The sequence below is a fragment of the Pseudomonas sp. TH06 genome (assembly GCF_016651305.1).
Classification (GTDB): domain Bacteria; phylum Pseudomonadota; class Gammaproteobacteria; order Pseudomonadales; family Pseudomonadaceae; genus Aquipseudomonas.
The window spans coordinates 330,909-344,903 of the sequence record NZ_JAEKEC010000003.1 but is presented as its reverse complement, the minus strand read 5'-3'; the positions used below and the strand labels follow the sequence as shown (position 1 = coordinate 344,903).

13 protein-coding genes and 1 tRNA gene are annotated in these 13,995 nt (G+C 57.9%); 8 read left to right on the top strand and 6 right to left on the bottom strand.

Annotated features, from left to right (window positions below):
* The first annotated feature begins 474 nt into the window (after window positions 1-474).
* The 4 genes from JFT86_RS26435 to JFT86_RS26420 are packed head-to-tail and all read left to right on the top strand — an operon-like array spanning window position 475 to window position 6,049.
* Complete coding sequence (locus JFT86_RS26435) at window positions 475-3,306, top strand: xanthine dehydrogenase family protein molybdopterin-binding subunit (RefSeq protein ID WP_201239062.1); 2,832 nt, start codon at window positions 475-477, stop codon at window positions 3,304-3,306.
* On the top strand, window positions 3,299-3,838 hold the full coding sequence (locus tag JFT86_RS26430) for a (2Fe-2S)-binding protein (RefSeq protein WP_201239061.1): 540 nt from the start codon (window positions 3,299-3,301) through the stop codon (window positions 3,836-3,838). Before JFT86_RS26435 ends, JFT86_RS26430 begins: the two co-directional genes overlap by 8 nt.
* Window positions 3,839-3,840: 2 nt before the next feature.
* Complete coding sequence (locus tag JFT86_RS26425; protein ID WP_201239060.1) at window positions 3,841-5,076, top strand: cytochrome c; 1,236 nt, start codon at window positions 3,841-3,843, stop codon at window positions 5,074-5,076.
* A 1-nt stretch (window position 5,077) separates the two neighbouring features.
* Window positions 5,078-6,049 carry an XdhC family protein gene (locus JFT86_RS26420; protein ID WP_201239059.1) on the top strand — a complete coding sequence of 324 codons (972 nt, stop codon included), beginning with the start codon at window positions 5,078-5,080 and terminating at the stop codon, window positions 6,047-6,049.
* A gap of 131 nt (window positions 6,050-6,180) precedes the next feature.
* On the opposite strand, the gene JFT86_RS26415 is transcribed toward JFT86_RS26420, so the two are convergent.
* On the bottom strand, window positions 6,181-7,464 hold the full coding sequence (locus JFT86_RS26415; protein ID WP_201239058.1) for an FAD-binding oxidoreductase: 1,284 nt from the start codon (window positions 7,462-7,464) through the stop codon (window positions 6,181-6,183).
* Between the two features lie 184 nt (window positions 7,465-7,648).
* On the opposite strand from JFT86_RS26415, the gene JFT86_RS26410 reads away from it, so the two are divergent.
* Window positions 7,649-7,725 (top strand) — tRNA-Val (locus tag JFT86_RS26410).
* Window positions 7,726-8,197: 472 nt separating this feature from the next.
* Here the strand turns inward: JFT86_RS26410 and JFT86_RS29300 are convergent.
* Window positions 8,198-8,683, bottom strand: a complete 486-nt coding sequence (locus JFT86_RS29300) for a hypothetical protein (RefSeq protein ID WP_242489578.1) — start codon at window positions 8,681-8,683, stop codon at window positions 8,198-8,200.
* A gap of 349 nt (window positions 8,684-9,032) precedes the next feature.
* Here JFT86_RS29300 and JFT86_RS26400 point away from each other — a divergent pair, with 349 nt between their 5' ends.
* Window positions 9,033-9,488, top strand: a complete 456-nt coding sequence (locus JFT86_RS26400) for a DUF2214 family protein (protein WP_201239057.1) — start codon at window positions 9,033-9,035, stop codon at window positions 9,486-9,488.
* A gap of 231 nt (window positions 9,489-9,719) precedes the next feature.
* Here JFT86_RS26400 and csrA read toward each other — a convergent pair whose 3' ends face one another.
* A complete protein-coding gene (gene csrA, locus JFT86_RS26395) occupies window positions 9,720-9,914 on the bottom strand; it encodes a carbon storage regulator CsrA (RefSeq protein WP_003179932.1) in 195 nt (64 codons plus the stop codon).
* Between the two features lie 250 nt (window positions 9,915-10,164).
* Between csrA and JFT86_RS26390 the strand changes: the two genes are divergently transcribed.
* Window positions 10,165-10,533, top strand: a complete 369-nt coding sequence (locus JFT86_RS26390; RefSeq protein WP_201239056.1) for an SPOR domain-containing protein — start codon at window positions 10,165-10,167, stop codon at window positions 10,531-10,533.
* An 87-nt stretch (window positions 10,534-10,620) separates the two neighbouring features.
* On the top strand, window positions 10,621-11,532 hold the full coding sequence (locus JFT86_RS26385; RefSeq protein WP_201239183.1) for a siderophore-interacting protein: 912 nt from the start codon (window positions 10,621-10,623) through the stop codon (window positions 11,530-11,532).
* A 54-nt stretch (window positions 11,533-11,586) separates the two neighbouring features.
* Here the strand turns inward: JFT86_RS26385 and JFT86_RS26380 are convergent, their stop codons facing one another.
* The 3 genes from JFT86_RS26380 to JFT86_RS26370 all read right to left on the bottom strand — a co-directional run bounded on the left by JFT86_RS26380 (window position 11,587) and on the right by JFT86_RS26370 (window position 13,836).
* The gene (locus JFT86_RS26380) at window positions 11,587-12,276 is read right to left on the bottom strand and encodes an endonuclease I family protein (protein ID WP_201227151.1); all 690 of its coding nucleotides are present in this window, start codon (window positions 12,274-12,276) and stop codon (window positions 11,587-11,589) included.
* A 4-nt stretch (window positions 12,277-12,280) separates the two neighbouring features.
* Window positions 12,281-12,571, bottom strand: coding sequence for a DUF1654 domain-containing protein (locus tag JFT86_RS26375; RefSeq protein ID WP_034152753.1), 291 nt, complete (start codon window positions 12,569-12,571; stop codon window positions 12,281-12,283).
* Window positions 12,572-12,747: 176 nt separating this feature from the next.
* Complete coding sequence (locus JFT86_RS26370; protein WP_201239055.1) at window positions 12,748-13,836, bottom strand: asparaginase; 1,089 nt, start codon at window positions 13,834-13,836, stop codon at window positions 12,748-12,750.
* Between the last annotated feature and the right edge of the window lie 159 nt (window positions 13,837-13,995).

Below are 13,995 nucleotides of genomic sequence, written 5' to 3'. Positions count from 1 at the left end.
TCAAGGACCACTGAACGCCTTGAAGCACCGAAGTCAGCCTCGCTGAGTCGGATCCGATAGCAAAGGCCCTGGTCGAAAGACCGGGGTTTTTTGTGTCTGAAATTTGGCTTTTCCTCTCTTTTTCTCCTGTCCCAATCCCAAGCCAAGACAAATCCCTGTAGGAGTGAGCCTGCTCGCGATAGCGTCAGTTCAGCCATGAACCTGGTGACTGACACTCCGCTATCGCGAGCAGGCTCACTCCTACAAGCGTCTACCCGCCTGCTGCGGTGCCACGCCGCATTGATTTTTTGATTCTTTAGTCAAATTTTTGTAACTGGTTGTTTGCTGCGAGCCCAGAAACCTTTAAAGTTAACCTTTCGGTCAGCTTTGCACTGTCATCACGCCCTTTGTTTAGCCAAGAAGGGCTTCTGCAAGACTCGAGATTCCCAGTAGATAACCAGAAGGGCGGACGTATAACCGCCCAGAGGATGATCCATGTCCAACCGTGAAATATCCCGGCGCTCGTTCCTCCAGGGCGGGCTGGTGGCGGGTGTGAGCGTCACGCTCACGCCGCTCAGCAGTCAGGCGCTGGCTGCCTTGATGGAAAACAGCGTCACCGTGCCGTCCGAGAAGTGGCTCGGCAACAACGGCAAGGCGCGCCAGCGTAACGACGCCTTGTCCAAGGTCTGCGGCAGCAAGGTTTTTGCCCGCGACATCCGCTCCAAGGACATGCCGGGCTGGCCCGAGCAGCAAGGCCATGCCATGTTGCTGAAAACCATCAAGGCTGACCGTATCTACGACGGCTACGACCTGTCGTGGCTCGGCGCAGATTTGCAACCTGACCGCATTGTGACCGCGGCTGATCTGGATAAGGACGGTATCGTCTTCCCGGAGGAGCACGCGCCGGACCCATTGCTGCCGGTCGGCAAAGTACCGATGTTCATCGGTCACCCGGTGGCAATCCTGATCTGGAACGACTTCGAGCGTTTCCGTCAGGCCAAGAACAAACTCAAATTCAACGACAAAGCGATTCGTTACGGTGCCCAAGTGCCGTTCTACGAAGGCGACCCGTATGGCAGTTTCCGCTACGTGCGCGTGGGCGGTCCAACCTCGGCAGATGAAGACGAGTTCGCCAGCCTCAAGGACTCGATCCTGTTCCCGATGCTGAAAAACCGTCGCCCGGTGTGGAATTCCCAGCCGAACCTGCACGGCAACCTGACCGAGCGCGGCCTGTTCTACGCCGACCGCATGAAGAAAGAGATCGACACGCCGCCGGACAACTGGCTGGTGTTCGACGAGCGCTACAAGACCCCGTCAATCGAACCGGCGGCGATGGAGCCGGACAACGGCAACGGCTGGTACGACCCGGCAACCAAAACCCTGCACTTCGTCGTGGCCACTCAGTGCCCATTGGAAGCGGCGACCGAGACCGCGAAAATGATCGCGCCGTCGCGCTTCGGCCTGGCCAACCTGAACATGCACCCAGGTTACACCGTGGGTTACGGCTCCAAGGACCACAACATCTTCGTCTACTACGCGGCCCTTGCTGCGCTGTATGGCGCCGGTGTGCCGATTCGCCTGGCCAACGACCGTTACGAGCAGTTCCAGAGCGGTATCAAGCGTCACCCGTTCGACATCCGCTACCAGTTGGCCGTGGACAAGAACGACTACAGCTTCAAGATCTTCCGTGCCGAAATGAGCGTGGACGGTGGTGGCCGGATCAACTACAGCCCGTCGGTAGCCGCCGTTGGCGCCACGGCCGCACAGTCGATCTACTACATGCCGCAGAACGACCTGCAAGTCACCGCTTACCACTCGCGTGGTGTTGAGGCTGGGTCGATGCGCGGTTACGGCACCCTGCAGAGCATGGCGTCGACCGAAATGATGGTCGACGAAATCGCCAATCGTCTGGGTGTCGACGCCATTGACCTGCGCCGCAAGAACGCTCTGCGTTCCGGGATGAAGAACACTCAGGGTGCGATCCCGGCCGGTGCGCTGCGCCTGCACGAGATCCTCGACAAGGCCTCGGTACACGAAGTCTGGAAAAACCGCGACGCGATCAAGAAACAACGTGAAGCCGCCGACCCGGACAACTGGTACGGCGTCGGTTTTGCCATTTGCCAGAAAGACTTCGGCACCGGTTCCGAAGCGCCGATGGCCAGCATCGAGTTCACCGCTGAAGGTCGCATCAGCCTGCGCCACATCGGTATCGAGATCGGCACTGGTATGTCCACTTCGCAATCCCTGGTTGTCGCCGATTTCCTCGGCAACCCGGCGCACGAAGTGAAGACCGGCGAAACCGAATGGAAGGAAATGCAGCTGATCACCAGCGGCAACCCTTACATCATGAGCCAGGCCGAGCAGGACAACCTGCTGCGCAATCCGCGCTGGGTCGGCAAACTGGCCTCGGCCTCGTCGGCGACCAACTCGGCTTACTACTTCAGCCACGCCACCCGTGAAGCGGCGCGCGTGTTGTTCAACCACGGTTTGTGGCCGGCGGCGCTGGAGATCTGGCGTCAGGGTCCGTTTGGTGGCCAGGCCAACCCTTACGTGGTGCGTCGCGAAGATGCGCATTGGGTCGACGGCAAACTCACCGCCAACGGTATGCAGCCGCTGAGTTTCGAAGAGTTGGCCAAGCATGCTCACGAGCGTGGTTTGGTCACGGCTGCCACGGTCCACGGTTTCAACCGCTGGAGCTGGGCTGAAGCCGAGTACAGCATCGACGGCGTCAAAGAGCGTCTGCCGCTCGACGGCTTGGCGGTGAAGTACGGCGACGGCGCACCGAAAGCCAAGCAAGCGCTGATGAGCACTGCCGGTTTCCATCTGCTCGATCGCCAGAACATCAGCTATCCAGCCACTCAGTTGAACAACGCCGCCGTGACTTACTACAGCCCGGTCGCAACGCTGGTCGAACTGAAGGTCAACAAAGGCTCGGCGGAAGTCGAAGTGCTCAACCACCATTCGTGGGTCGAGTGCGGCCGTGTGCTGGTCGAAGAATTGGTCAAGGGCCAGCTCGAAGGTGGTATCGCCATGGGTATCGGCCACGCGTTGATGGAAGAAATGCCACTGTACGAAGGCGGGCCGGGGGAGGGTGACTGGAACTTCAACCGTTACCGCTTGCCGATGGCGCGTCACGTCGCCGTCTGGAAGCAGACTGCGGAAATTCTGCCGCCGTTGTCGCCAAGCGACCCGTCCAAGGGTATCGCCGAAGTGGTGATGATCCCGGTGGTCGGCGCCATCGGTAACGCCGTGGCGCACGCCATCGGTAAACGTGTTCGCGATCTGCCTATCACTGCTACGCGCATCAAGGAGGCCCTCAATGGCTAACCGTCCGCTTCAACTGACCCTCAACGGTCAATCCGTCGGCCCGGTGGACATCCCTGATGACCTGCCGATGATCGACTATCTGCACGAATACAAGAACCTCACCGGTTCGCGCCTGGGCTGCGGTCAGGGCATCTGCCACGCCTGCGTGGTGATCGTCGACAACCCTGACGGCACCAGCGAAGAAGTGCGCACCTGCATCACCGGCGCGCATTACTTCGAAGGCAAGAAAGTCCGCACCATCGAAGGTCACGCAAGCCGCGATGAGCAGGGCCAGGTCACCGAGCTGAACCCGATCCAGCAACGCTTCGTCGACGAATTCGCCTTCCAGTGCAGCTACTGCGCGCCGGGCTTCGTCAACGCCGCGACCGTGCTGGTGGAAAAGCTGCAACGCCAGCCGATCGTCAAAAGCAAACTGGAACAAGTCATCGAGGACAGCCTCGGCCATCACGTCTGCCGTTGCACCGGGTACGTGCGTTACTACAACGCCACCCGCAACGTGCTGACCGATCTCGGCCTGGTCAAGGAGGGTTAAGCATGAAGCTATTATTGACCCGCCTGACCCTGGCGGTCGGGCTGGCCGCGCCGGTGTTTTTTGCTCACGCCGACGATCAGGTCAAGCGCGGCGAGTACCTCGCTCGCGCCGCCGACTGCATGGCTTGCCACACCGCTCCAGGTGGCGCGCCGTATGCCGGTGGCCTGCCGATCGTGTCGCCGTTCGGCACGATCTATGGTACCAACATCACCCCGAGCAAAGAGCACGGTATCGGTTTGTATAACGATGACGAGTTCTTTGCTGCGCTGACCAAGGGCAAACGCCGTGACGGCGCGAACCTCTATCCGGCGATGCCGTACACCTCGTATCACCTGGTGCCACGGGAAGATTCGGATGCGATTCACGCGTACCTGAAAACCGTCGAGCCGATCGAGCGCGCAGCACCGGTCACCAGCCTGAGCTTTCCGTTCAACGTGCGTCTGGGCCTGATGGGCTGGAACATGATGTACGGCACCGATGTGAAGCTGGATTCCGGCGAAGGCAAAAGTGAAGCGTGGAAGCGCGGCCAATACATGGTCGACGTCCTCGGCCACTGCGGCGAATGCCATACGCCTCGCGGCCTGCCAGGCGCGATGCAAATGGACAAGCGCCTGACCGGCGGCATCCTCAATGGTTATCTGGCACCGAGCCTGCTGGCCACTGACCTGGCGGCACGCGGCTGGAATCATCAGGACCTGAGCACGTTCCTCAAGCACGGCATGAGCGCGCAAGGAACGATGTTCAACGAGATGTTCCCGGTGTTCCACAACAGCACTCAGGGTCTGAACGATCAGGATCTGGCAGCGATGGCGACCTTCCTGCTCGGCGATAAACCGCCGGCCGCCAAAGAGCTCGTCGAAGTGCCGTTGGACAAACTCAGCGTAAGTGCCCAGCGCGGCCGTCAGGAATACCTGAACGTCTGCGCCGGTTGCCACGCCGCCGGTGGCGAAGGCAAGCCGCACATCGCCGTGGCCATGCGTGGCAACACCACGCTGCGCCTGGAAGATCCGCGCAACTTGTTGCGGGTGATCGAGGACGGTATCGGCGAACAGAAGTTCGCAGGCTTCGAGCACATGCAGCCGATGCCGGGTTTCGCCGACAAGCTTAGTGCTGAACAGCTGACTGATCTGCTCAACTACCTGCGTCAGGGTTGGGGTGGGCAGTCCGCCGAGTTGGCGGTGAGCGAGGTGCAGAAGTTGCAGGCTGACGCACCGTCCATCGAGCACAAGGCGCACTGACATGCAGCATCTCGATCTACAGGTTGTGCGACGGGCGCTGGAGTGGTCGGTGGCGGGGCAGCGCATCTGGCTCTGCACCGTGCTGACCACCTACGGCTCGGCGCCACGTGCGCCGGGTTCGCTGCTGGCGGTGAACGACGGCGGGCAGTGGATCGGGTCGCTGTCGGGTGGTTGCGTCGAAGAGGATTTTCTCGAGCGCGTTGCCGAAGGTGCGTTTCTCGATGCGGTCAACGTGGTGCGTTATGGCGAAGGCGATGATCCGCGCTCGCGGGTCAGCCTGCCCTGTGGCGGCATTCTCGATGTACTGGTAGAGAAATTTGACGCTGACTGTGACGTGCAGGCGCATCTGCGTGAATTGGAGTCGGCGCTGCTCGGTCAGCGTCGCTTGATTCGCGAGGTTGATCTGGCCAGTGGTGCGCGTGCCTTGTTTGCTGATCGCGAACAGGGCGCGCGCATCGAGCGTGAGATCGATCGGGTGCGCATTCGTGTCGGCGCGGCTCAGCGTCTGTTGCTCGCGGGTTATTCCAGTGTGGCGCAGGCATGTGCCGAGTTTGCCGTGGGGCTCGGGTTCGAAGTGATTCTCTGCGATCCGCGCGATGAAGTGCTCGAAGGTGTGGTGCTCGATGGCGTGGAGATTCGTCGGCAATTGCCCTCGGTGTTTATTGCCGACGGTGGCTGCCATCGCGACACGGCGGTGGTGGCGCTGACCCACGATCCGCGCATCGACGATCTGGCGATGATGGAGGCGGTGCGTACCGAGGCGTTCTACATTGGCGTGATGGGCTCACAGCAGACATCGCAAAAGCGCTTCGAGCGGTTACGTCGAATCGGTGGGCTGGGGGAAGCGGAGTTGGCGCGGATTCACGCGCCGATTGGTCTTAACCTCGGCAGCAAGACGCCGGCGGAGATTGCCTTGGCGGTACTCGCCGACATCTTGCGGATCCGCAGCGGCATCGCCCGCGACCAACTCTGATACAGGCTTCTATATCTACCTGTGGCGAGGGGATTTATCCCCGATGGACTGCGCAGCAGTCCCTTCTTCAAGGGGGACGCTGCGCGACCCATCGGGGATGAATCCCCTCGCCACAGTTGTTTCACGGTCAGTCAGAAGCCCAGTTTATCCCGCAACCCGTAATACCAGGCTCCCAGCGCCGCGAACGGCGTACGCAACATTTGCCCACCCGGGAACGGGTAATGCGGCAAGTCAGCAAACGCATCAAAACGCTCAGCCTGCCCCCGCAACGCCTCTGCCAGTACCTTGCCAGCCAGATGCGTGTACGTCACGCCGTGGCCGCTGCAACCTTGCGAGTAATAGATGTTGTCGCCCAGGCGACCAACCTGCGGCAAACGCGACAGCGTCAGCAGGAAGTTTCCGGTCCAGGCGTAATCAATCTTCACGTCCTTGAGCTGCGGGAAGGCCTTGAGCATTTTCGGGCGAATGATCGCTTCGATATTCGCCGGATCCCGCGCGCCATAAACCACGCCGCCGCCGAAGATCAGGCGCTTGTCGCCCGTCAGACGGTAGTAGTCGAGCAGGTAATTGCAGTCTTCCACGCAGTAATCCTGCGGCAGCAGCGCTTTCGCCAACTCCTCACCCAGCGGTTCGGTGGTGATCACCTGCGTGCCGCACGGCATCGATTTGGCCGCCAGTTCCGGCACCAGATTGCCCAGATAGGCGTTGCCAGCGACGATGATGAACTTGGCCCTGACCTTGCCTTGTGGCGTGTGCACCACCGGATTGGCCCCGCGCTCGATGCGCACGGCGGGCGATTGCTCATAGATAGTGCCGCCGAGGGATTCAACCGCAGCCGCTTCGCCAAGCACCAGGTTCAGTGGATGAATATGCCCGCCGCTCATATCCAGCATCCCGCCGACATACTGTTCGCATCCGACCACTTCGCGAATGCGACGTTGATCGAGCAGTTCCAGTTGCGTGTGGCCAAAGCGCTCCCACAGGCGCTTCTGTGATTCCAGATGGCCCATCTGCTTGGCAGTCAGGGCGGCAAACACGCCGCCGTCCTTCAGATCGCACTGGATGTTGTACCTGGCCACGCGCTCACGAATGATCCGGCCACCCTCAAAAGCCATCTGCCCAAGCAGTTGCGCTTGCTTCGGGCCGACACTGCGCTCGATCACGTCGATATCGCGGCTATAGCTGTTGACGATCTGGCCGCCGTTGCGACCCGATGCGCCGAAGCCGACCTTGGCCGCTTCCAGCACGGTTACGCGAAAACCGTTCTCCAGCAGAAACAGGGCAGAGGACAGCCCGGTATACCCGGCGCCAATCACACAGACATCCGTCTCCACATCATCCTGCAAGGCCGGACGTGGCGGTACGGCGTTGGCCGACGCCGCGTAATAAGACTCTGGGTAAGGGGTGTTCGCCATCCTGCAGCCTCTGTTTAATATATTTTACGAGTGCGCCGATCCTACCCGAGTTGAAAAACCTCCGCCAGCCACCGGAAAAATCTTCTTCGCTGGCCTGAAATTAAATATTTTGCATATTCATAGGGTTAGGTGAAAAAAAGGTGTTGACACCCCTCCGGAATTCCGTAGAATGCCGCCTCACAGCAGGCACGTAGCTCAGTTGGTTAGAGCACCACCTTGACATGGTGGGGGTCGTTGGTTCGAGTCCAATCGCGCCTACCAAACAAAATCCGCTCTGCTGGGCGGTCTGGAAGGGCTCACCGAAAGGTGGGCCCTTTTTTGTTGTCTGCGATTTGCAAAACTTTTGCAAATCCCCTCCGAATGCATTTCAAAACATCGGGCAGGTCACGGGCACTTAAAATCCCAAGCATCAATAACCAGGTCTCCTACCTCTTCGCCAGTAGTCGTGATGCCCAGGCATTCCTTGTTTTTCCTGTAATGGAATTGGCAGTACTGCACGCCCTGCGTGCATCGCTCGACTTCCGTAATGCCCCTTTTGAAAGTTCTACCGCAGTGCCGACAGGCTGCCTCTCTTTCGGCGCATCCGGCCTCCAGCCATCTTTGATCAATGCATTCCGTGCCGATAAAAACGGCATGCTTTCTTTGACTGGAATATCTGTAGCGCAGGCAATGGCACTGGAGAGGCAAAGCAAAATGCAGACCCAAGGAAAGGATCTCATCGTTCGCAGCGCCCTTACTTTTTCTCGGGGCATTCGAAATTCCATGAGTAGATCTTCATGTCTTTGATCTCTTCGCCCACTGTCGCTACGCCGAGACAGGTTTGGTCTTTCAAATAGTAGAAGCTGCAGAATTGAATGCCCATCGTGCAGGATTCAATTTCAATGAAGCCTTTTCTTATCAGGATGGTTTCGACCCCGATCCTTTCTGAATCGGTTGGGTTCGGCTTCCAGCCATTCTGAATCAAGGCGCGCCTGGCACTTGTAAATGACATCCCCTCTTTGATTGGTATCTCGGTGGCGTTCACTAAGAAACCTGCACAGCATAAGAAGCCGATGAAGGGCCAAGTGAGGACGCTGCTGATGTTGAGGGTGGGTCCCTGCGGAGTTTTTGATGGGGAGATTGCCGTGAGGGAGCGTCGTCCATGAGCGCGATGCTTCATTGTTTTGCGGTCCTTGCTGATTTGCGTGCGAATGATCCGGTGGGTCGAGATGATGGTCAACTCGCGCTGCGGGGAGGGCTTCGGTTATCAGGCGTAAAGTCACCGTCCGTCGCCAGCATCCTTTAAAAAAGTGTGGATATTGAATGGCTTACGAGTGTTACTAACCAGCTGGTTATCGAAAAAATGTTGTTACCTTCGGGATAAATCAGTAACATCCGCTCCGCGTTCACCACCACGGTTTATGCATTTTTAAATCCCAAGCTTCCATCAGCTGCTTGGGATTTTTTTTGCCTGCGATTTGGCTGTCGCAGCGCCTGTCTTTCTTCCGCCGATCCTGTGCGGGCAAATCCTTACTTTTTCGACTACTACTGACTGGCCGATTTCCAGCTCTTTCCGAAGGAGTGTGTCGATGCTGGTTCACTGGTTTCTAGCGGCTATTCATCTATTGGCTTTTGCCTTGGGTTTTTGGGCGGTGCTTACGCGCGGTACAGCATTCCGCCGGTTGGCGGCCGGAACGGGGGAGGCCGGGCGAGTGCTGCTCGCCGATAACTTATGGGGCATTTCTGCGCTGATCCTGCTGGTGACGGGTGGGATGCGCGCATTTGGCGGGTATGAGAAGGGCACTGACTATTATCTTCATCAGCCGCTGTTTCATCTGAAAATGACGCTGTTGGTGCTCATTCTGCTGATTGAACTCGCCCCGATGATCACGCTGGTCAAATGGCGGATCGCATCTGCGCGCGGTTCGGCACTCGATACCGGGCGTGCAAAGTTGTACGCACGAATCAGTCATGTCGAGGCGTTGCTGCTGGTGTTGATGGTGATAGCCGCCACAGGCATGGCGCGTGGCGTGACATTCGGCTAGGAAGGCGAATTCCCTGCGCTCTATCGGAAACGTCCGACAGCCAGCCCTAAAAATGGCGGGTAATATCGCTCGGCAACAAAGGATAGGGATGCGGGGAAGAGTCGGATGGGAAGGAGGTCGCGTGTCAGGCGCCGTGCCCAACAGAGTGGGGAGCGGATGGCAATACGGCGCGTGTATCTCTAGCCAGTCATTACACGAGGCAAACGAACTGGCTACTGACTGCAATGCGACTCAGGGAGTTTGTGGCTTGTCCGGGGCGGTCAGGCCAGCCTGAATGCGCTGGTAAATCTCTTCACGATGCACGGCAACGTTTTTCGGAGCGTTGATGCCGATTCGTACTTGCTGGCCGCTAACGCCCAGAATGGTGATAGTGATGTCATCACCGATGTTTATGCTTTCACCGACTTTGCGGGTGAGTATCAGCATGGTCTTCTCCTTGATTGCTTTGTAGGGCACCTGATTCAGACAGTGCAGAGGTCGGTGGTACGTATAGATTAGTGCGAAGTCTCACGGTTTGGGTGCCTCTTTCTGACGCGCAGACGCGGCATTAATTCCCAGGGCGTAACTATACAGAGGCTGCAATCATCAATCTCGTTGTTTTGTGCCCATTTTGCGGGGCTCGCGAAGTATTTATGAATGATAAGATCGCCGCTTTGAGATTTCCGAGGAAAGCGTTGTGCGCAAATTGGTCTGGATAGTCGCGGCACTGGCATTGGCAGGATGTGGTGAAGGCAAGAGTGTAGACGCGCAGAAACCGAAAACGACAGTCGTGAGCGTTCCTGCGGTTGCCTCCGCCCCTCAATGGGACCTTGAGGTGCGCGGTGAAACGCCTCAGGCCGTCAGTGACCTGAGCGGCTGGTTGATCGAACATGCTTTCGTTCCGACGGTCATCAAGGACAGCAGCGGTAAAACGCGGATTCTGATTGGCCCGTTCAACTCCCAGGCCGAGGCCGAAGCTCGCAAGGTGCAAGTGGATGCTGCACTGGTGAAGGCGAAAAAGCAGAATGTCGAATCCGTGTTGGTTGAGCATCCGCTCACGCCATAAGCGATTCATTTGGTGGAGCTGCCTAAAGGTTATCAACTGCGATTCGTTCCTATTGAAGTCGCTGATGATTTCCAGAAGGAGCTCCCCATGGCCTCCGCCAATCCCTACAAGTTGTTCGATGTCACCTTGCATCGTAAAACGCAATTGAGCCCGCATATGATGCGGATCACCCTTGCCGGCCCGCCTGTCAGTGAAATGGCTACCTGGGCGCCGGATCAGCGGGTGAAGCTGTTTTTCCCTGCCGCCGACGGTTCGCAATCACGACTTTCTCAAGGTGAAGGTTGGTACGCCCGCTTCCGGGCAATGCTGGCGGATCGACGTCCTGCGATGCGCACCTACACAATCCGTCACCTGCGCGCTGAGCAGGGCGAAGTGGATATCGATTTCGTCCTGCATGGCGAGACCGGCCCGGCATCGCGTTGGGCACTACGGGCTCAACCCGGTGAGTCAATGCAGATCCTTGCACCCGACAGTCATTTCTCGGCGCAGGATGCCGGTGGGTTCGAATGGAAACCGCCGCAAATTCTCAAGCAGGTTCTACTCGTCGCCGACGCCACCGCGCTGCCGGCTGCCATGGGTATTCTCGATGAGTTGGCGAAGCTCAATGAGCCGCCGCAAGTCCAGGCATTCTTTGAGGTGGATAGCGCGCAGGACATGCTCGCTGTTCCTGACTGGCCGGGGCTGTCAGTGCAATGGTTGATCCGTGATCAATCGGGTGAAACCGTCGCCGGAGCGCTAATGGTTGAGGTGGTGCGCGAGGCAACGCTGCCCGTTCATGCGTCGTTAGAGGGGCGTGCAGTCGAGTTGGCCGATGTCGATATCGACAAGGATATTCTCTGGGAAATTGCCGACACCGCACCTGAAGGATTTTACGGCTGGGTCGCCGGTGAAAGTGCGGCAGTCATGAGCTTGCGCAAATACCTGATCAAGGAGTGCGGCATTCCTCGCGAGTCGCTCAATCTGATGGGGTACTGGCGCTACAACAAGTCTGGAAGCTAGTCACAAAAAAGGCCTCGAACATAACATTCGAGGCCTTTCTTTTTTACGCTGCGATCAGCCGCAGGCTTTCATGTTCACCGGGCCGACAAACTCATTGCCGCGGCCCATCACGCACGCCACGCTCTGATTGCGCTGACGTTCCCAGTCTTGCACCGGATAAGTCTTGTCCCACGCCTCATACAATTGCCGATCCTGTTTCGACAGGCGCAAGCCGTACTGCTTGCTCATGTAGAAATAGGTGCGTGCGATCATGCCGCGAATGGAAGGGCGGGGCATGACCTTCTTGGCCTTGAAGTCGACTTGGGTCAGGCACGAACCGTACTGACCGGATTGCACCGGCAACCAGCCGTAGCTGAAGTTGCTGCGGTCGCCGTTGACCTCGCCAATACTCGGTACCAGGTTGTGCAGGTCGGCTTCGGCTTTTTGATAAGTCGGGTCATAGCGGGTGCAGTTCTTGCGTCCGCCTTCCTGCCAACATTGGCGCTGGTGACCGAACTGCCAGGCCGGGACGATGTGCTCCCACTCGATGCGCGAGGCGCGCTTGGCATTTTTGCGCGGTACGTAACCGCACGCCTTCAAATCAACTTTGTTGCCGGTGTATTTGCATCCGCAATAAAACTCGGTGGACTGCGGTGCATACAGCTTCCACGCGACCTTCTTGGCTTCTGTGAATGTGCGGGGAGCGCCAGCCTGGGCACCCATGGTGATGAACAGCAGCAACAAAGCAAAACAGCGGACAATCATTGAATCAATCTTCCTTCGGCACAACCCAAAAAATCTGCACGCCGCCATCGTCTCGATAGGCGAGGGTGACGTTGTCGTTCTCGTCGATTTCCTCGAGCAGGCGCTCCCACTCATCCATCGGTTCGTCCGGCAAGCGGAAGATCAATGCGGCTTTGGCTTTTTGTGCGGTGGGGGAATTGATGATTTTTTGAACGCGCATACCCATGCGTTCATAAGCGTCAGGAGCATCAGGGGAGGTAGCCACGAGGTTATCCTTATTAAGCTGTACGTGCATACAGTATTTAACTGTAAGCATTTTCGCAACTGCTTAAAATTCAAGAAAATCCTCTGACAGCAGTTTTCCGATTTTGGTGTGAGCTGTGTCGAGTTTTTTGTAGGAGGAGTGCGTGCGAGCTGTAGGCGACGGTCCATTCACCAGGCGGGTGAATGGAGCGAAGAGTGCCCGATCAGGACTGATCGGGCGAAGGACAATCAGTATTCCCAGAACATGCGTTGCAGTTCTTTGCTGTCGTTGGTTTTGGTCAGAGCGACCATCGCCAGGATGCGGGCTTTTTGCGGGTTCAGGTCGTGAGCGACAACCCAGTCGTACTTGTCGTCAGGCTGTTCGGCGTTACGCAGAACGAAGCCGCCAGCGTTGACGTGAGACGAGCGGATGATCTGCACGCCATCCTTGCGCAGTTCCTGCAGAGCCGGAACTACGCGGGACGATACCGAGCCGTTGCCGGTACCGGCGTGGATGATGGCTTTGGCGCCGGACTGGGCGAGTGCCTTGTAGGCGGTATCGCTTACGTTGCCGTAGGAATAGGCGATCTCTACGTCAGGAAGGCTCTTGATGTTTTTGATGTCGAATTCCGAGTCCATGGTGTGACGCTTGGCCGGCAAGCGGAACCAGTAGGACTTGCCTTCAACCACCATGCCCAGTGGACCCCAGGCGCTTTTGAACGCCTCGGTCTTGATGTTGATCATTTTGCTGACGTCGCGACCGGACTGGATTTCATCGTTCATGGTCACCAGTACGCCTTTGCCGCGCGCTTCTTTGCTGCTGGCCACGGCCACGGCGTTGTACAGGTTGAGCATGCCGTCAGCCGACATGGCGGTGCCTGGACGCATGGAGCCGACAACGATGATTGGCTTGTCGGTCTTCTCGACCAGATTCAGGAAGTAAGCGGTTTCTTCCAGAGTGTCGGTACCGTGGGTGATGACGATGCCGTCAACGTCTTTGCTGTCGGCCAGTTCGGCGACGCGACGGCCCAGTTGCAGCAGATTGTCGTTGGTGATGCTTTCCGAGGCGATCTGCATGACTTGTTCGCCACGCACATTGGCCAGTTTGCTCAATTCAGGAATGCCGGCGATCAGTTGTTCCACGCCGACTTTGGCAGCCTGATAAGTGGCGCTGTTGGCGGCACTGGCGCCAGCGCCGGCGATGGTGCCGCCAGTGGCGAGCACTACAACGTTGGCAAGTTTGGTCTGTGACTCGACTTCTTTTGCCTGAAGGGCAGTAGGCAGGAGTAAAAGGAGGGCCAAAGCGCCCGGAACGAAGTTTTTCAAAGCAGATGTCATTATTTTTCTCTCTAGTAGTGAGACGGTGCTGGTGCAGGTTCATCTAGATGCACCTCGCGCTGATCTGGATGCGCGGGGTACGGTGAAGGGAGCAGGATCTGTACCAGTCATACTTTGCGTGAGAGAAATGTTTAAGCTGATGATTTACATCAGTATTTT